This window comes from Herminiimonas aquatilis, from assembly GCF_042665175.1.
Lineage (GTDB): Bacteria > Pseudomonadota > Gammaproteobacteria > Burkholderiales > Burkholderiaceae_D > Oxalicibacterium > Oxalicibacterium aquatilis.
The window spans coordinates 270,694-288,389 of sequence record NZ_JBHTCC010000001.1 but is presented as its reverse complement, the minus strand read 5'-3'; the positions used below and the strand labels follow the sequence as shown (position 1 = coordinate 288,389).

Genomic DNA, 17,696 nt, shown 5'->3' with positions numbered 1-17,696 from the left:
GATAAAATCCTCTCTATGAACGAACTCATTCAAACTTTTGCCGTGTATGCGTTGCCGATTGTATTTGCAATCACGCTGCATGAAGCAGCGCATGCCTACGCTGCCAAGTACTTCGGCGACACCACTGCTTATGCGCAGGGTCGCATGAGCCTTAATCCGATCAAGCACATCGATCCGATTGGCACTTTGCTGATTCCTATCGTGCTGTATTTCGTCGGGAGTCCTTTCCTGTTTGGCTACGCGAAACCGGTGCCTGTCAATTTCGGCAATCTGCGTAATCCGAAAAAGCAAATGGCTTTCGTCGCGCTCGCCGGGCCGCTGGCTAATCTGGTGATGGCGCTGATGTGGCTGCTCTTGATCATCGTCCTGCATGCTTTCAATTCCAGCGAAGAGTTCTTTATGCGCATGGCACAAGCAGGCGTACTAACTAATCTGGTAATTTTCGCCTTCAATATGTTCCCGGTGCCGCCGCTGGATGGGGGCCGCATCATGACCAGCATGCTGCCACATAAATACGCATATAAATTCGCGCAACTAGAGCCTTACGGTTTCTTTATCGTGCTGGCACTGATGTTTTTGAACGTGCTGCATTTCTGGATGATGCCAGTGATGCAAGGTGCCAAAGCTTTCTTGCTGCTGCTGGTTACTCCCCTTACTTTTTTTCTGAACTGAGTTTTTATGTCTATCGACCGCGTCGTTTCCGGTATGCGTCCTACGGGCGCGCTGCATCTTGGCCACTATCACGGTGCGCTGAAGAACTGGGTCAAATTGCAGGATGAAGTGCCTTGCCTGTTCTTTGTCGCTGATTGGCATGCATTGACGACACATTACGACGATCCGAGCATCATCGAAGCAAGCACGTGGGAAATGCTGATTGACTGGTTGGCAGCCGGTGTCGATCCAGCCAAATCCGACATCTTCATCCAGTCGCAGGTGGTCGAGCATGCTGAACTCCATCTGCTGCTGTCGATGGTCACGCCTCTGGGCTGGCTGGAACGCGTCCCGACTTACAAAGACCAGCAGGAAAAATTGTCTGAGCGTGATCTGGCGACCTATGGCTTTCTCGGTTACCCCTTGTTGCAAGCGGCTGATGTGCTGATTTATCGCGCGACGCAAGTGCCGGTGGGCGCGGATCAGATTCCGCATATCGAAATGATGCGTGAAATCGCGCGCCGCTTTAATCATTTGTACGGCAAGGAAAAAGGCTTTGAAGAAAAAGTCGCCGAGACATTGAAGAAGTTAAGCGGCAAGCAAGCCAAGCAGTACAAGGAATTGCGCACTGCGTATCAGGAACAAGGCAATGCCGACGCATTGGGCTGGGCCAAAACCTTGCTCGAAAGCGTACAAAGCGTTAGTGAAACCGATCGCGAGCGCTTGTTCGGCTACCTGGCCGGCACCCGCAAACAGATTTTGCTCGAACCGCAAGCACGCCTGACGGAAGCATCGCGCATGCCGGGCCTCGATGGGCAAAAAATGTCCAAGAGTTATGGCAACTCGATTACCTTGCGCGAAGATAAAGAGAGCCTCACGAAGAAGATTCGTACGATGCCTACCGATCCGGCGCGTGTACGCCGCACCGATGTAGGTGATCCGGAAAAATGCCCGGTGTGGCAACTGCATCTGGTGTATTCAGATGCGCCGACCAGGGAATGGGTTGTCAAAGGCTGTACTTCAGCTGGCATCGGTTGCCTCGAATGCAAACAGCCTGTGATCGAGGGTGTTCTGAAAGAGCAAGAGCCTATGCGTGAACGCGCACAGAAATATATTGACGATCCGTCGCTGGTACGCGCAATCGTCGCGAATGGTCGTGACAAGGCGCGTGCGCTGGCGCAGGAAACCATGCGTGAAGTACGTGACGCAATGGGTTTGGGTTACCGCTCATGAGCATCGAAGGCAAACCTGCCGCTGTGCACGACGCCGATTCCCATTTGATTTCCACGCCATCGACCTGGGTCACGCGTTTCACTCACTTGATTCCCTCAGGCGAAGTACTGGATCTCGCATCTGGAGCCGGCCGTCACAGTCGATGGCTGGCGGCGCAAGGGCATCCTGTGCTGGCGGCGGATCGCAATGCAGATGCACTGGTGCTGGCAGCTGGCGTTGGAGTTCAGACCCAGCAAGTGGATCTGGAAACCGGTAATCCCGAACAGGATTGGCCGTTTGCAGCAGAGCGTTTTGCCGGCGTGGTTGTCGTGAATTATCTGCATAGACCGCTTTGGAAGAAATTGATCGCCAGCCTGGCCGTCGATGGTATTTTGATCTATGAGACTTTCGCTCTGGGGAATGAGCAGTTTGGCAAGCCTTCCAACCCTGATTTTTTACTGCGGCACGGCGAGTTGCTGGAAATTGCCCAGAGCCATGGCTTGCAGGTAATCTCCTATGAAAATGGCTACATCGATACGCCAAAACCGGCCATGGTGCAAAGAATCTGCGCCATCAAGAGTCGACATCGCCCGCAACCGGAAAATCTTCGCTTAATTTGATCTGCGCTGAGGCAAGACTGCACCACACATGCAGGTGATCCGCTACAATCTAATATTATCTAATTTTTCGTTCACACACTATTATGATTCAGGGCAGCATAGTCGCAATCGTTACTCCCATGCACGCTGACGGCTCACTTGATTTGCCCGGTTTGCGCAAATTAATTGACTGGCATATCGCCGAAGGTACTGACGGCATCGTGATTGTCGGTACCACCGGCGAGTCGCCTACCGTTTCGGTTGATGAACATTGCGAGCTGATTCGCGTCGCGGTTGACCACACCGCCAAGCGTATCCCCATCATTGCCGGAACCGGAGGCAACTCCACGTCGGAGGCCATCGAACTGACTCAGTTTGCCAAAGATGTCGGGGCCGATGCATCCTTGCTGGTTGTGCCTTATTACAATCGCCCGACGCAAGAAGGCATGTATCAGCACTTCAAAAAAATCGTTGAAGCGGTTGATCTGCCAGCGATTCTTTATAACGTCCCTGGCCGCACTGTTGCCGATATGTCCAATGAAACGATCCTGCGTCTGGCGCAAATTCCAGGTGTAATCGGTGTGAAGGATGCGACCGGCAACATCGCGCGCGGCATCGATCTGATGCGCTTGAAGCCGGCTGAATTTGCGGTTTATTCGGGTGACGATGCCACTGCCATGGCGCTGATGCTGTGCGGTGCCAAAGGAAATATCTCAGTGACGGCAAACATAGCACCACGCGGCATGCATGCGTTGTGTGAAGCAGCGATGAATCAACGCGTTGCTGAAGCGATCATTATCAACAACAGACTTTTCCCTCTGCACACCAAGCTGTTCGTTGAACCGAATCCTGTTCCGTTGAAATGGGCAATGGCAGAAATCGGCCTTATTCCATCAGGTATGCGTTTACCTATCGTGCCATTGGCTGCCGAATACCACGAAGAGGTGCGGGCGGCGATGCGTGAATCAGGTGTATTACAATAAGCCTCGATTTGGCATCGGCATCTGAAGTTACCTGCTGAACAGACTTTTTAAGTATTTACATTATTAATCGGAAGATTTCTTACATGGCTCAAAGCAGCTTCGCAAAACGTGGAATGATTTACGTGCTCGCGCTCACCGGCCTGGCTGGATGCAGCTCTATCAATTCAATGCTGGAACCGGACCGTATTGATTACAAGAGCGAGGTCAAGAAAACGCCTACGCTGGAAGTGCCGCCAGATCTGACTCAGTTGCAACGTGAAAATCGTTATGCATTGCCGGATTCCAATCGTGGTACAGCGACTGCATCTGCCTATAATCAGCAACAAACTACACGTCCTGCTGAGCAAGCCGCTACCGTTGCTCCCAAAGCACTGTCGGATGTACGTGTAGAACGCGATGGTTCGCAACGCTGGTTGGTCGTCAACCAGACCCCCGAAACCTTGTGGCCGCTGATCAAGGATTTCTGGCAAGACAATGGTTTTTTGATCAGTCTCGATGCCCCGCAGACCGGCGTAATGGAAACCGACTGGGCAGAAAACCGTGCAAAGATTCCACAGGATTTCATTCGCAATTCCCTTGGCAAGATTTTCGACTCGCTTTATTCAACCGGCGAGCGCGATAAATTCCGCACCCGTCTTGAGCGTCGTGGCGATGGCGCGACTGAAGTCTACGTTAGCCACCGCGGCGCTGAAGAAGTCTTGACTGGCACAGACAAGGAAACCACAGTTTGGACCGCACGTCCTTCGGATCCGGATCTGGAAGCTGAATTCCTGTCGCGCCTGATGGTTCAACTGGGCGTTGAGGGTACACGTGCCAAAGCTGCAGTCGCGAATGTCGCTGCGCAATCGTCACGTGCAAAGATGGTCAAAAGCACCAACGGTAGTTATGTCCAGGTTGACGAGAGTTTCGATCGTGCATGGCGTCGTGTAGGCCTAGCGCTGGATCGTGTCGGTTTCACCGTTGAAGATCGTGATCGCACCCAAGGCTTGTACTTCGTGCGTTATGTTGATCAAGGCGACGATGCTAAGAACACAGAGAAGAAGGGTTTCTTCAGTAACCTGTTCACCTTCGGCGGTTCGAAGGCTGAAAAAGACAAGGCTGCAGCCCGTTATCGGATCTCGGTCAAGGGTGTCGCCGGTTCCAGTCAGATTTCTGTGCTGAACAACGATGGCAAACCTGAAGTATCGAAAACCGGCGAAAAAATTCTGACTTTGTTGAATGAACAATTGAAGTAAAAGCGGATTATTCTCATTGTGACTGTCGAGGTTTGTAGGTGAAATTTGCCAGCCTCGGTAGTGGCAGTGAAGGGAACGCCTTACTCATTTCTACCCAATCCGGCACGACCCGCACCACGGTCATGCTGGATTGCGGCTTCGGCATTCGGGAAGCCGAACGTCGTCTTGCACGACTACAAATGACACCCGGCGATCTGACCGGCATCATCGTCACTCACGAACATCAAGACCATGTTGGCGGCGTATTCAAATTCGCCCGACGTCATCGCGTGCCCGTCTGGCTCACCTTCGGCACTTACCAGGCGACCCGTGAACGTTGTCATGACGTGCAGATTCATTTCTGCCGCGATGGCAATGCTTTTGCAATTGGCGATCTGGAACTATCCCCCTATACGGTGCCTCACGATGCGCGTGAACCCGTACAGTATGTGGCCAGCAATGGTGCGTTAAGGCTCGGGGTGTTGACCGATACGGGGCATGCAACCTCGCATTTGATCGCAGCGCTCGGTGCTTGCGATGCTTTGATGCTCGAATGTAATCATGATCGGCAGATGTTGCGCGATTCGACTTATCCGCCTTCGCTGAAGCAGCGTATTGGGGGTGATTATGGACATCTTTCGAATCAGACTGCCGGTGAAATTTTGTATGAACTGGATAAGTCTCGATTGAAACGCATAGTGGGCGCGCATCTCAGTCTTAAAAACAATACCCCTGAACTTGCAAGGACGGCACTGACAGATGTGGTCGCGGATCGTATCGAAGTGATGATCGCATGCCAGGAAGATGGTTTTGGTTGGGTGGATGTGGCAGATCGTTAAAGTCGCACCGTAATGCGACTTTATTTCAATTATGTCTTAATAAGGCGTAAAAAAAGCCGACCTGAGGGTCGGCTTTTTCATCCAAGAAACTGGATTATTTTGCAGCTGGTGCTGGCTCAGCAGCAGGAGCAGCAGGTGCTGCTTCAGCAGCTGGTGCAGCAGGAGCAGCTTCAGCAGCTGGTGCTGCTGGTGCAGCAGGAGCAGCTTCAGCAGCTGGTGCTGCTGGAACAACAACTTCAACAGCTGGTGCTGGTGCTTCTTCTTTTTTCGAGCAAGCGGTCAAAGCGATAGCCAACAGGGATGCGATCAGCAGGGATTTTGTCATGATTATCTTTCAATAAAGAGTCAGGGTTGATATTAATTGCGATGAAATAATTACCGGTAATTATCGCTCTATAGGGCGCTTCGTAGTATTTCGAACCAAATGTTGCGGTGCGATGAAACGAAACCTTCCTAACCGATAATTATAGCGGTTCTTTTTGCTTGTGACACAACAGTTTTACATTTTGGTAATTATGCTGCGTTGATAATATTTTACCCATGCCAAAATGATACTGATATGGTTGAATCAGAGGTCTCCGACCCGGATTACTTCGGGTAAATTCGCTCTTTTTACATTATTACAAAGTCAGCCAGCCGTCCTTGTACCAAGTATGCAAGGCTTCAATGACATCCGGCGAAGCCGATGCAACACTGACATCTGTCAATATTCTCTCATTGGCCAAGACTTGAAGAACGAGCAAGTCTTCTTCTCCCACTTCAAAGGATGTGCCATTGATAAATACATAATTGCCGCGATGCAGCATTTGCGTCTTTAGCGAAAGCCTCACGCCATTTTTTTTTGCTTTCTGGATGAAGCGGGCGCTGGACAGAAGGGGCTCCGGGGCGTCGAAAAAGATATGTGCCTTGGGCTCGGATAAGTATTCTCCCAAAAAGAGAGTGATATCTTCTTGAGTGAATTTTACTTTGTTCAATTCAGCGCTGACGCGGGACAGCATGGTGTTGCTGATTTCGGCTTTATGTTTGGGTAATTTCAAATCAGGATCTGCATAACGGCCCGGCAGATCGATAGTCTCGATCATCGATTCGAGGAAGGCTTCGCCCAACTCTTGATATGACGGTGCGCGAAATCCGATCGAATAGGTCATGCACTCATCCATTGCCACGCCTTCATGCGCGTATTGCGGAGGCAGATACAACATGTCACCAGGAGCGAGAATGAACTCCTGTTCTGACTGAAAATTCTTCAAAATTTTCAGTGGCATGCCTTCAACCAGTGTCAAATCTGTTTGCGCGCTGATGCGCCAGCGTCGGTGTCCGTGCGCTTGCAGCAGAAACACGTCATAAGAGTCGAAGTGCGCGCCGACACCACCGGTTTCGGTTGCGTAGCTGATCATCAGATCGTCCAGACGTGCGTCCGGGACAAAGTCGAATTGTCGCATCAATGCATCGACCGATTCGTCGACCAGATTGACACCTTGTACCAGCAAGGTCCAGTTTTTCTGTGTCACTGGTGGAACTTGCTCGAAAGGGCCGTTGTCCATCTTCCATTGCCGCTTTTCTTGCATGATCAGGCGCGATTCAACATCGTCGCGTTGTACCAGGTCGAATAATTCCTCGCGGGACAGCAGGGCTTGAAAGTCTGGAATCGCCTGACGAATCACCAGAGGTTTTTTGTGCCAGTAGTCACGCAGGAATTCTGCTGCGGTCATGCCGCCTAATAGAGTCAATTTTTTCATGGCGTCATTATATAGGCAGGCTACGCAGTACAGGGACGATGCTAGGTATTCATCTCATATCCCGAAGGGTATAATGGCCGCCACACAAAATGAAAGGATCATCATGAAGATTGCCAAAAATACGGTCGTGACCGTTGATTACACATTGTCAGATGCGCAAGGCGATTTAATTGAAGAGAGCCGTGACCCGATGGTCTACCTGCATGGTGGCTATGAAAATACCTTGCCGAAGATTGAAGAGGCGCTGGACGGCAAGGAGGTCGGTTTTGAAGATACGATCCAGGTCGAGCCGCAAGATGCGTTTGGCGACTACGATCCTAATCTGGTGAAAATTGAGCCGCGCGGCCGTCTGCCGACGCCGCTGGAAGTCGGCATGCAGTTTGAAGGCTCTCCCGAAACAGAAGATGAAGATGAGCAACCGCTGATTTTCACCGTGACCGATATCGCGGATGACAAAGTGGTGCTCGACGGTAATCACCCATTGGCTGGCATGGCTTTGCGCTTCACCTTGAAAGTCACAGAAGTACGTGCTGCAACCGAAGAAGAAATCGCACACGAGCACGTGCACGGTGCGCACGGTCATCACCATGGCCTGGATGAAGATGATGGAGAAGCCGGCGATCATTTCAGTACCCACCCTGTGCATTGATCGGTGCCTGCAACCTGCTTGACGAAAGCAGGTGTTGAAATAAAAAAGGATGCGTTCAACGCATCCTTTTTTATTGCACATGTCACTTACCGATTATTTTAGTCTACCTTGATGCTAGGATCTTATCTGCGTGCTGCCTGTGCAGGCAGGGATGAATTCTTCATGGAGAATAACTGTGGCTGATTTGGATCCACGGTGATCTTTATCCATGGTACTTCGGTATGCAGTGTACCAATATTTGCCTTCCACTCGATTCCCTTCAAGTTCGATATGCGACGCGCATCCAGATCGCTGTGCACAATTAATATCTTTCCGGGAAATTTGGCGGCGAATGCAGTGATCTGGCGACGTACGTCGGCAAAGCCTTCACGTTTGCTCGCGGAGAAGAACGATGAATGCTCTGCATGAACCAGCGGATTGCCATCGCAAAAGATCACGACGCCATCCAGCTTGCTGATTTTTGCCGTTAAAAAAATACGCTTCAACCAGTCACTGTTGGCAATTTGCCTGTCTTCGAATTCACTATTGCGACCGGCCGCATTCAGATAATTATTATTATTTGACGGCAGATTAACCGTTGCAAACATGATGTCGCCTATGCGCCAGTGCATGTTCTCCGCATACAGGCGAAACTTCGGCATGGTGGACTGGTGAACCAGAGGAATTTTGCTGTCGCCGAAAGAGAATTCGTCAGCAAAAAATACATCGCGCAAACGACTCAGACGTTCAGTTGAAATGGAGCGATTCTTGGCGTTCAGGCATTGCGCCCAATCGCCGGCGGTGACGGAAACGATCAATCCGTTTTTGGCGCTATCAAACAGGCTACGGCGATTTTGATAGACCTCGTCGCTACAGCCCTCGTCGCCGGCCTTGACACCATTGGCTACGATGAAGGCGAGGTTGTCGGCATCGCTTTCCGTGATGGCGTCGCGCACCAGATTTTCTCCGCTAGCCGCCTTGAGCGGTTTGGCAATCACACCAAAACTAAACGGACTGGACTGTGTACTGTGCGCCAAAAATGGATGCAGCAGCGCAAAAGCCATCAGCGAGGAAACTACATATTTCTTCATTCTTTAAGCTGATTGCTCAGTTCTTTCAATCTGTAAAGTTCATCCAATGCATCGCGTGGTGACAAGGTATCCGGATTGATGGTTGCAAGCGCTTCTTCAATCGGAGATGGCCGGGTATGCGCGTCATCGTCAGCCAGCGCAGTTACGCCGGGATCGGCAAACAAATCAAACTGCGGCGTCGCCTGCATTGAGCCGGCTTCCAGCGACGCCAGATGCTTGCGCGCTGCGCGTATCACTGCTTGCGGCACGCCAGCGAGCTGTGCCACCTGCAAACCATAACTCTGGGATGCTGGACCCGCTTCGACTGCATGCAGGAAAACAATCTTGTCTTTATGTTCGACTGCCGATAAATGTACGTTGGTGGCAGATGAATGGACCTCAGGCAATTGCGTCAGTTCAAAATAATGCGTGGCAAACAGCGTAAAGCTGCGGGTAGTCTCGATCAAATGCTTGGCGATGGCCCACGCCAGAGCTAAACCATCAAAGGTAGACGTGCCGCGCCCGACTTCATCCATCAAGACGAGGGAGTTTTCTGTAGCACCATTCAATATGGCCGCCGATTCTGTCATTTCCACCATGAAAGTGGAGCGACCGCCTGCCAGATCATCCGCCGCGCCGATACGCGTGAAGATGCGATCGATAGGGCCGATAGCTGCACTCGCAGCGGGAACAAAGCTTCCAACATAGGCCAGCAGCGTAATCAACGCAACCTGGCGCATATAAGTTGATTTACCGCCCATGTTCGGGCCAGTAATCAGCAGCAGCTTGCTTTCATCACTCAACAAGCAATCATTGGCGATGAAGCGCTCGATATGGTTTTCCACGACAGGGTGTCGCCCTTGCGTGATCTTGATCATGGGATCGGCAACCAGTTGCGGCGCACACCAGTTGTGACGCAAGGCATGTTCAGTCAGCGCGACCAGCGCATCGAGTTGCGCTAGCGCATGTGCAATATTTTGCAGCGTACCAATGTGCTGCGCCATTTGTTGCAGCACTTGTTCGTACAGATATTTTTCTCTGGACAGCGCACGTTCCTGAGCTGACAAGGCCTTGTCTTCAAAAGCTTTCAGCTCGGGCGTGATGTAGCGTTCAGCATTCTTCAAGGTTTGGCGTCGACGGTAATCGTCAGGCACCTTGTCGGTCTGCCCATGCGTGACTTCGATGTAAAAGCCGTGCACCTTGTTGTATTCGACGCGCAGGTTGCTGATGCCGGTGCGTGCGCGCTCGCGTGTTTCGAGGTCGACCAGAAATTGTCCGGCGTTTTCCGATAAGCCGCGCAACTCGTCCAGTTCGGCGTCGTAGCCACGGGCAATCACGCCACCATCGCGCACCATGGCGGCTGGCTCCATCGCAATCGAGCGTTCTATTAAATCCAGGCATTCACTCGGCGTCGCCATTGCATCGTGAATCGCTTTCAGTAACGGCGCATCGGCGTCCTTGTTGCACATCGAGACGTAAGCGCGCAAGGATGGCAATTGTTGCAAGCCGCCGCGCATGCCGGCCAGGTCACGTGGACGAGCCGATTGCAGCGCGATGCGTGTGGTGATGCGTTCGACGTCTGGTACTGACGCCAGTGTCGAAGAAATCCCTGTACTTGCATCGGCACGCATCAAGGCATTGATCGCGGCATGACGTGCGCGTGCAACGGTTTGATCGCGGCGTGCGTGATGCAACCAATGGCGCAGCAGACGTGAACCCATCGCAGTGCGGCAATGATCGAGCAAGGAAAAGAGCGTGCCTGAATTGGCATCTTGACCGCGTATGGTCTCCGTCAGCTCCAGGTTGCGGCGTGTCGCCGCATCGAGTCCGATGAATTCATTTTCTGTTTCTACCGTTAGCGTACGCACATGCTGCAGACCTTTTCCTTGCGTGGATTGTGCGTAGAGTAGTAATGCGCCGGCAGCGCCGACGGCGGCGCCCAAATGCTCCGCGCCAAAACCGGTGAGATCGCCAACATTCAATTGCTCGTACAGCGCTTTCGTGCCGTGCGCTATATCGAAGTGCCAGTCAGGGACAGTAGTATTTTTGGCAAAGGCGAATTCATTGAATAAATCGTTGACGTTGCCCGGCAATAGAATTTCAGCCGGGGCAATGCGCTCCAGCTCATGCTTCAGACGTGTGTCTGCATTTTCGGCATCGGTAGAGAATTCCATCAACTTCAAGGCACCGCTGGCCATCGATAACCAAGCCATGCCGATAGTGACGGTCTTGCGTTGCTTCGTGCTGTAAAGCGCAAGCAAAGGCTGCTCGGATTTTTCCGGCAACAGGTCGGAATCGCTGAGCGTACCCGGCGTAATCACGCGCATGACCTTGCGTTCTACCGGCCCCTTGCTGGTGGCGGGGTCGCCGATCTGTTCGCAAATGGCGATTGATTCGCCGAGCTTGACCAGCTTCGCTAAATATTGATCGGCGGCATGGAAAGGTATGCCTGCCATCTTGATCGGATTGCCGTTGGATGTACCGCGTGCGGTCAGGGTGATGCCAAGCAGACGCGACGCTTTTTCCGCATCGTCGAAAAATAGTTCATAGAAATCGCCCATCCGGTAAAACACCAGCGTTGTCGGGTGCTCGGCCTTGATGCGCAGGTATTGCTGCATCATGGGCGTGTGCTTGTCATTCGATGGGGCGGGGAGTGTGTTCGTGGTAACCGACGACATGATGGATTCCAAATTTCTTCCAAGATTTTTCCCTGCAATATGTCACTTAGAGCAGGAAAAAACAAAGATGCCATTGTATGCGACGAACATGATTTTGTTGAGTTTGGCGCGGCAGGAATTTCACCTGCTTGGATAGCCTCCGGCCACGAAAAAGGTAGGTGGCCGATATAAGTTTATCTCCCGCGGCCGCCTGAACGATGCGGTGCCGCCGGGCGCGCAGTGGCGTTGCCGCCAAAACTGCGGGCCTGTCCATTTGGGCCGCTCGGTTTCCCGGCAGGAGCCTTGGTGGATTTTGCCGGTGCGTTGCGCCCTTGACCCTGTTGGGGTCTGCGACCCGGTGCATCGTTACTGCGACGTTGTATCGGTTGCGGCTTGGCATTCAAATCAGGTTCGAAGCCTGGAATCACTTCGGATACCAATTTGCGTTTGATCAGTTTCTCGATGTCTTTCAACATATCGAGTTCATCTACGCACACCAGTGACACGGCTTCACCGGTTGCGCCAGCGCGGCCGGTACGGCCGATGCGATGGACGTAATCTTCCGGCACATTCGGCAAATCGTAGTTGACGACGTGGGGCAGTTGATCGATGTCGATCCCGCGTGCAGCGATATCGGTAGCGACCAGAACCTGCAAGCTGCCATCCTTGAATTCGCTCAATGCACGGGTACGCGCCGACTGGCTCTTGTTGCCATGAATCGCCATGCCGCTGATGCCGTCTTTTTCCAGTTGCTCGACAAGCTTGTTGGCACCATGTTTGGTGCGCGTGAAAACCAGCACTTGCGACCAGTTATTGGTCTTGATCAGATGCGCAAGCATAGGATGCTTCTTGTCGCGATCGACCGGATGAATTTTTTGTTCGATGACTTCGACTGTCGAATTGCGACGCGCGACTTCGATCATGGCTGGCGAATCTAGCAAGCCATCGGCCAGTGCCTTGATCTCGTTGGAGAAGGTCGCGGAGAACAGCAGGTTTTGGCGCGTCTTGGGCAATACCGCGAGTACGCGACGAATGTCCTTGATGAAGCCCATGTCCAACATACGATCGGCTTCGTCAAGAACCAGAATTTCAACCTTGGTCAGGTTGACAGTGCCTTGCTGCATGTGGTCCAGCAGGCGGCCAGGTGTGGCAACCAGGATATCGACGCCATGCTTTAGCATCTTGATTTGCGGATTGATGCCGACGCCGCCGAAAATGACTGCAGAATTCAGGTTCAAATATTTGCCGTAGGTACGCACGCTTTCTTCGACCTGCGCGGCGAGTTCACGCGTCGGTGTCAAGACTAATGCGCGGATAGAGCGTGCGCCAGTTGTCGAGGCGTGTGGTACGCCGCTGGTGGCAAGGCGATGCAAAATTGGCAGCGTGAAGCCGGCAGTTTTGCCGGTGCCGGTTTGTGCACCAGCCAGCAGATCGCCGCCAGCCAGCACGGCGGGAATCGCCTGTGCCTGAATTGGGGTCGGGGTGGTGTAACCACTTTCGGTAACAGCGCGCACAATTCCTTCGGCCAGGCCGAGGTCAGTAAAGGACATGAGAACTCAATAGAAAAATATCGGCCTGTCGCCGCAGAGGGCGCCAGTCGCAGGCAAACGGGATTGGAATACGGAAGTCGCGAGACAGCGGCAAGGTGACTGGAGATATGCCGCGTGCGCCGAGTATAACAGCAGCGCATGGCATGCTGCAGAATAGTTGGCGCCTGACGCAGAGGGCGCACGCTGAGGGTGCAAACTGAAAAAACAGCGCCATCGATTGCTCGAACGGCGCTGTTTAATTTAACGGTTGCGAAGAATCTGCTATCGCAATGAACCGTGGCTTAATGCGACAAACTATTTTGCAAAAGGTCCCAGCAAGGAAACCATTTGCGCAAACACTTTTGGCGTACCGGCAAGAACATCGCCCTTGTACATATAGTCCGATTCACCTGCGAAGGTGCCGACGATGCCGCCCGATTCAGTGATCAGTAATGAGCCCGCAGCGATATCCCACGGTTTCAATCCTTTTTCGAAAAAGCCATCCAGACGGCCTGCAGCAACATAGGCCAGATCGAGTGCGGCAGAGCCGGGGCGACGCAGGCCGGCGCAGCTTTGCGTCATGATCTTGAACATTTTCAGGTATTCATCAATATTGTCGGTATCGCGGAAAGGGAAGCCGGTACCTATCAGAGCGTCGGCAATCTTGTCACGCTTGGTCACGCGAATGCGTTTTTCATTCAGGTAGGCACCCGCGCCTTTGGTGGCGGTGAACAGGTCATTACGGGTCGGATCGTAGACAACCGCTTGCGTGATCTGGCCGCGTTGTTGCAAGGCGATCGATACGCAGTATTGCGGGAAGCCGTGGATGAAATTGGTGGTGCCGTCGAGTGGGTCGATGATCCAGACATTCTCGTTATCGTCATGCAGATTGGCAGACGGGCCCGATTCTTCTGCCAGGATCGCGTGATCCGGATAGGCGGTTTTCAGAACCTCTATGATTGCCTGCTCGGCTGCGTGATCAACTTCAGTGACAAAGTCATTCGGATTTTTCTCCGTAACCTTGACGCGATCAAGATCGAATGATGCGCGGTTGATGATGGCAGCGCCACGGCGAGCCGCTTTAACCGCCGTATTAAGCATGGGATGCATAGAGATTCCGTTAAAATGGCGGCGCCATCGCGTAAGCGAAGAAGGCACCACCTAAATTGAAATTAATGAGCGATGCGGTATGGAGATGCCATTTCGACATGATTCCTACCGCGCAATGCCGCTATTTTAAATGAACCTGCCCCAAACTGACACGCCTCTTTTCAATCGCCTGCGTTTTGTCCTGGTGGAAACCAGCCGTCCCGGCAATATCGGCGCTGCTGCACGCGCGATCAAAAATATGGGTTTTACCGAGCTGGTGCTGGTAAATCCGCGTTTTTCCGATGCTGCAAAACAGGAGGAAGCCGTGGCTTTTGCCAGCGGTGCCAATGATGTATTGGCAGCGGTGCGCATAGTGGGTTCGATGGAAGAGGCGCTGACTGATTGCAACTTTGCGGCGGCCGTGACCGCGCGCTTGCGTGAGTTTTCACCACCGGTTATTTCCCCGCGCGCCTTGGCGACGCGATTGAATGAAGAGTCTGGCTTGCGTGGCGCGGTGATCTTCGGCAATGAGCGTTTTGGTTTGCCGAATGAGATCGTTGAAAAATGTAATGTGCTGATCAACATTCCGGCTAACCCGGATTATTCTTCATTGAACCTGGCACAAGCCGTGCAGGTATTGGCGTACGAGGCGCGTATGGCAGCGATCGGTGACACACCTGCGGTAACTGGCAATATCGGATTTCAAGGGGAGGCGGCGCATACGACGCAGATCGATGGCATGTATGCGCATCTGGAACAGGCGCTGGTGGCTATCGACTTTCTTGATGCAGACAATCCGAAGAAGTTGATGCCGCGGCTGAAGCGTCTATTTTCCCGCACCCAGCTCGAAACGGAAGAGGTCAATATTTTGCGTGGGATTGCGAAACAGATTCTGGCGAAGTGCAAGAAATAAAAATACGCTGCATTTTGCTGGATGCACGTGCTTGATGCGGAGCAATGCGTCATTCACGATACTTCGCGGCGCTGTTCGAGATTATTTGAGATAAGCAGCAAAACCGCGATTCTTACTTTAGCGGTTCAGTGCCAGCTACGCATCAAACCTACTGCCAATCCTTCCAGCGCAAAATCATCGTGTTCAAGATCGACGCGGATCGTTTGAAAATCAGGATTTTCCGGTAACAGTTCAATCAAGGAGCCTGTCTTCTTGTAACGCTTCACGGTAACGTCATCACCCAGACGTGCCACGACGATCTGACCGTTTTTTGCGCTATCGACTTTTTTCACTGCCAGCAGATCGCCATCGAGTATGCCGGCATCGCGCATGGACATTCCACGCACTTTCAGCAAATAGTCGGGTTTGGCAGAGAACAGCGACTTATCTACGTTATAAGTCGCTTCAATATGTTCTTGCGCCAGAATAGGTGAGCCGGCGGCAACGCGTCCGACCAGCGGCAGACTTAATTGCATCAATGCGGGATGGGGCAAGGCCATCTGTCTGCCGGGATAACGTTCTTCACCATTGCTACCGACATCGCGCAGACGAATGCCGCGTGAGGTGCCGGGTGAAATCTCGATCGCGCCTTTGCGCGCCAGTGCCTGCAAATGCTCTTCTGCCGCATTGGCAGAACGAAAACCGAGTTCCGTTGCTATTTCTGCACGGGTAGGGGGGAAGCCGGTATTTTCTATCGCATCGCGAATGAGGTTCAGGATTTGTTCCTGGCGGGCAGTCAATTTGATCATCGGGTAAGCCTAGCTTGGAATGTGTATGCACGTGAAGAACATATGGTGCGACAGACTGTCTATATAAACAGTCTGTATTTTTATACAGTGCATGGCTAAACGCAAGCAGATTCGTCTGTTTATCCAGAAAACATAAGCGATTGCCTGCGATAAATGCTTGAAAGCGTTGAGTTTTCCTGCTTCTGCGCGTATGATTGCGGGTTTCCCTCTTCCCACACTCGTCTTGACGCCGAGGTGGGCAATCTTCAATCCGTCCAAAAGGAGCTTACATGCGTCATTATGAAATCGTATTTATCGTCCATCCGGATCAAAGCGAGCAAGTGCCCGCAATGATCGAACGCTACAAAGGCATCGTCACCACACGCGGTGGTGTTGTTCATCGCGTGGAAGACTGGGGTCGCCGTCAAATGGCGTACCTGATCCAAAAACTGGCTAAAGCCCACTACGTCTGCCTGAACATCGAATGTGATGGCGAAACACTGGCTGAAATCGAAACCGGCTTCAAATTCAACGATGCCGTTCTGCGCCATCTGACAGTGAAAATGAAGAAGGCTGAAACAGCGCCGTCGCCAATGATGAAGGCTGTGCAGAAGGAAGATGCTGCCAAGAGCCATCGTACCGAGGCTCCTGCTGCCTAATTATTGCAACGACGTATCAGGAGAGTGAATCAGCTTCAGAATCATTGCAAAATCGTAGCCACCATCGCCGAGCGTGAAATTTTGCGCTACACACCGGCCGGTGTCCCGATTGTGTCAGCAGTTTTGCTGCACAGTTCGCAACAGAATGAAGCAGGTGTTCCACGATTGGTCGAGTTTGAGATTGCCGCGATTGCCGCGGGAGAAATTTCAGGCAGATTTAATCAAGCCGAGTTAGGCGGGACATTTCAGTTCACCGGTTTCCTGGCACGTAAGAGCCGTAACAGCAAAAGCCTTGTTTTCCATCTCACAGATTTCGAGACCCACATTTAGATACAGGAGCCCAAAATGGCATTCGGTAAAAAATTCGACAAAAGCAAACTCAAAGAAAAACGCAAACAACAAAACCCTTTGTTCAAGCGTAAAAAATTCTGCCGCTTTACAGCCGCACATGTAGAACAAGTTGACTACAAAGACGTGGACACACTGAAAGATTTCGTTCAAGAAAACGGCAAAATCATGCCAGCACGCTTGACCGGCACCAAAGCAATCTATCAACGTCAAGTCGATACAGCAATCAAACGCGCACGTTTCCTCGCGTTGTTGCCGTACACCGATTTGCACCACGCTTAATTAACGACTGCAATAGGAGAAAAACATGCAAATCATTTTGTTAGAAAAAGTCGTTAATCTCGGCAACCTCGGTGAAGTCGTTAAAGTTAAAGACGGCTACGCACGTAACTTCCTGATTCCACAACGCAAAGCTCGTCGTGCGACGACCGCTGCAGTTGCTGAATTCGAAGTCAAGCGCGCAGAACTGGAAAAAATCGCCGCTGCAAAATTGGCAGCATCGCAAGCACAAGGCGAAAAATTGACAGGTCAAACTGTTCAAGTTTCGCAAAAATCGGGTGTTGACGGCCGTTTGTTCGGTTCGGTAACCAATGCCGATATCGCTGCAGCGTTGACCAAACAAGGTTTCGCAGTTGAAAAGGCGCAAGTTCGCTTGCCAACCGGCCCGCTGAAAACCACTGGCGAGCACGTTGTGTCAGTTTCGTTGCACACAGACGTAGTGATCGAAGTCACGATCTCTGTCGTAGGCGAACAAGCTTAAGTTTGTTAAAAAGTTGTCTGGCACTTGCTGCCGCTAAAA

At 52.0% G+C, this 17,696-nt stretch carries 19 protein-coding genes; 12 read left to right on the top strand and 7 right to left on the bottom strand.

Going from position 1 to position 17,696, the window contains the following annotated elements:
* The first annotated feature begins 15 nt into the window (after positions 1 to 15).
* From ACFQO0_RS01400 to ACFQO0_RS01375, 6 genes are all read left to right on the top strand, one after another.
* A complete protein-coding gene (locus tag ACFQO0_RS01400; protein WP_382232262.1) occupies positions 16 to 672 on the top strand; it encodes a site-2 protease family protein in 657 nt (218 codons plus the stop codon).
* Positions 673 to 678: 6 nt separating this feature from the next.
* Complete coding sequence (locus tag ACFQO0_RS01395) at positions 679 to 1,884, top strand: tryptophan--tRNA ligase (RefSeq protein ID WP_382232261.1); 1,206 nt, start codon at positions 679 to 681, stop codon at positions 1,882 to 1,884.
* On the top strand, positions 1,881 to 2,483 hold the full coding sequence (locus tag ACFQO0_RS01390) for a class I SAM-dependent methyltransferase (RefSeq protein ID WP_382232260.1): 603 nt from the start codon (positions 1,881 to 1,883) through the stop codon (positions 2,481 to 2,483). Before ACFQO0_RS01395 ends, ACFQO0_RS01390 begins: the two co-directional genes overlap by 4 nt.
* Positions 2,484 to 2,566: 83 nt before the next feature.
* Positions 2,567 to 3,445 carry a 4-hydroxy-tetrahydrodipicolinate synthase gene (gene dapA / locus ACFQO0_RS01385; RefSeq protein WP_382232259.1) on the top strand — a complete coding sequence of 293 codons (879 nt, stop codon included), beginning with the start codon at positions 2,567 to 2,569 and terminating at the stop codon, positions 3,443 to 3,445.
* 113 nt (positions 3,446 to 3,558) lie between these two features.
* Entirely contained in the window at positions 3,559 to 4,680 is a 1,122-nt protein-coding gene (gene bamC, locus ACFQO0_RS01380) for an outer membrane protein assembly factor BamC (RefSeq protein ID WP_382232258.1), read from the top strand.
* Positions 4,681 to 4,718: 38 nt separating this feature from the next.
* A complete protein-coding gene (locus ACFQO0_RS01375; protein WP_382232257.1) occupies positions 4,719 to 5,498 on the top strand; it encodes an MBL fold metallo-hydrolase in 780 nt (259 codons plus the stop codon).
* Positions 5,499 to 5,592: 94 nt separating this feature from the next.
* Here the strand turns inward: ACFQO0_RS01375 and ACFQO0_RS01370 are convergent, their stop codons facing one another.
* Positions 5,593 to 5,823, bottom strand: a complete 231-nt coding sequence (locus ACFQO0_RS01370) for a hypothetical protein (protein WP_382232256.1) — start codon at positions 5,821 to 5,823, stop codon at positions 5,593 to 5,595.
* Between the two features lie 295 nt (positions 5,824 to 6,118).
* A complete protein-coding gene (locus ACFQO0_RS01365) occupies positions 6,119 to 7,237 on the bottom strand; it encodes a JmjC domain-containing protein (protein WP_382232255.1) in 1,119 nt (372 codons plus the stop codon).
* A 103-nt stretch (positions 7,238 to 7,340) separates the two neighbouring features.
* On the opposite strand from ACFQO0_RS01365, the gene ACFQO0_RS01360 reads away from it, so the two are divergent.
* Positions 7,341 to 7,886, top strand: coding sequence for an FKBP-type peptidyl-prolyl cis-trans isomerase (locus ACFQO0_RS01360; protein WP_382232254.1), 546 nt, complete (start codon positions 7,341 to 7,343; stop codon positions 7,884 to 7,886).
* 122 nt (positions 7,887 to 8,008) lie between these two features.
* On the opposite strand, the gene ACFQO0_RS01355 is transcribed toward ACFQO0_RS01360, so the two are convergent.
* The 4 genes from ACFQO0_RS01355 to ACFQO0_RS01340 all read right to left on the bottom strand — a co-directional run bounded on the left by ACFQO0_RS01355 (position 8,009) and on the right by ACFQO0_RS01340 (position 14,231).
* A complete protein-coding gene (locus tag ACFQO0_RS01355; RefSeq protein WP_382232253.1) occupies positions 8,009 to 8,956 on the bottom strand; it encodes a hypothetical protein in 948 nt (315 codons plus the stop codon).
* The gene (gene mutS / locus ACFQO0_RS01350) at positions 8,953 to 11,613 is read right to left on the bottom strand and encodes a DNA mismatch repair protein MutS (protein ID WP_382232252.1); all 2,661 of its coding nucleotides are present in this window, start codon (positions 11,611 to 11,613) and stop codon (positions 8,953 to 8,955) included. Before mutS ends, ACFQO0_RS01355 begins: the two co-directional genes overlap by 4 nt.
* A 173-nt stretch (positions 11,614 to 11,786) precedes the next feature.
* Positions 11,787 to 13,142, bottom strand: coding sequence for a DEAD/DEAH box helicase (locus ACFQO0_RS01345; RefSeq protein WP_382232251.1), 1,356 nt, complete (start codon positions 13,140 to 13,142; stop codon positions 11,787 to 11,789).
* Between the two features lie 294 nt (positions 13,143 to 13,436).
* On the bottom strand, positions 13,437 to 14,231 hold the full coding sequence (locus ACFQO0_RS01340) for an inositol monophosphatase family protein (RefSeq protein ID WP_382232250.1): 795 nt from the start codon (positions 14,229 to 14,231) through the stop codon (positions 13,437 to 13,439).
* A 130-nt stretch (positions 14,232 to 14,361) separates the two neighbouring features.
* On the opposite strand from ACFQO0_RS01340, the gene ACFQO0_RS01335 reads away from it, so the two are divergent.
* A complete protein-coding gene (locus ACFQO0_RS01335) occupies positions 14,362 to 15,123 on the top strand; it encodes an RNA methyltransferase (protein ID WP_382232249.1) in 762 nt (253 codons plus the stop codon).
* A gap of 125 nt (positions 15,124 to 15,248) precedes the next feature.
* On the opposite strand, the gene lexA is transcribed toward ACFQO0_RS01335, so the two are convergent.
* Positions 15,249 to 15,911 (bottom strand): transcriptional repressor LexA, encoded by a 663-nt coding sequence (lexA, locus tag ACFQO0_RS01330; protein WP_382232248.1) that lies wholly within the window; start codon positions 15,909 to 15,911, stop codon positions 15,249 to 15,251.
* 269 nt (positions 15,912 to 16,180) lie between these two features.
* Between lexA and rpsF the strand changes: the two genes are divergently transcribed.
* From rpsF to rplI, 4 genes are read left to right on the top strand one after another with little or no spacing between them, the layout of a single operon-like run.
* Entirely contained in the window at positions 16,181 to 16,549 is a 369-nt protein-coding gene (gene rpsF, locus ACFQO0_RS01325; RefSeq protein ID WP_382232247.1) for a 30S ribosomal protein S6, read from the top strand.
* A 24-nt stretch (positions 16,550 to 16,573) separates the two neighbouring features.
* Positions 16,574 to 16,879, top strand: a complete 306-nt coding sequence (gene priB / locus ACFQO0_RS01320; RefSeq protein ID WP_382232246.1) for a primosomal replication protein N — start codon at positions 16,574 to 16,576, stop codon at positions 16,877 to 16,879.
* Between the two features lie 15 nt (positions 16,880 to 16,894).
* Positions 16,895 to 17,179, top strand: coding sequence for a 30S ribosomal protein S18 (gene rpsR / locus ACFQO0_RS01315; RefSeq protein ID WP_076591749.1), 285 nt, complete (start codon positions 16,895 to 16,897; stop codon positions 17,177 to 17,179).
* Positions 17,180 to 17,204: 25 nt separating this feature from the next.
* Positions 17,205 to 17,657: a 50S ribosomal protein L9 gene (gene rplI / locus ACFQO0_RS01310; protein WP_382232245.1), complete on the top strand. Its 453-nt coding sequence runs from the start codon at positions 17,205 to 17,207 to the stop codon at positions 17,655 to 17,657.
* The last annotated feature ends 39 nt before the right edge of the window (positions 17,658 to 17,696 follow it).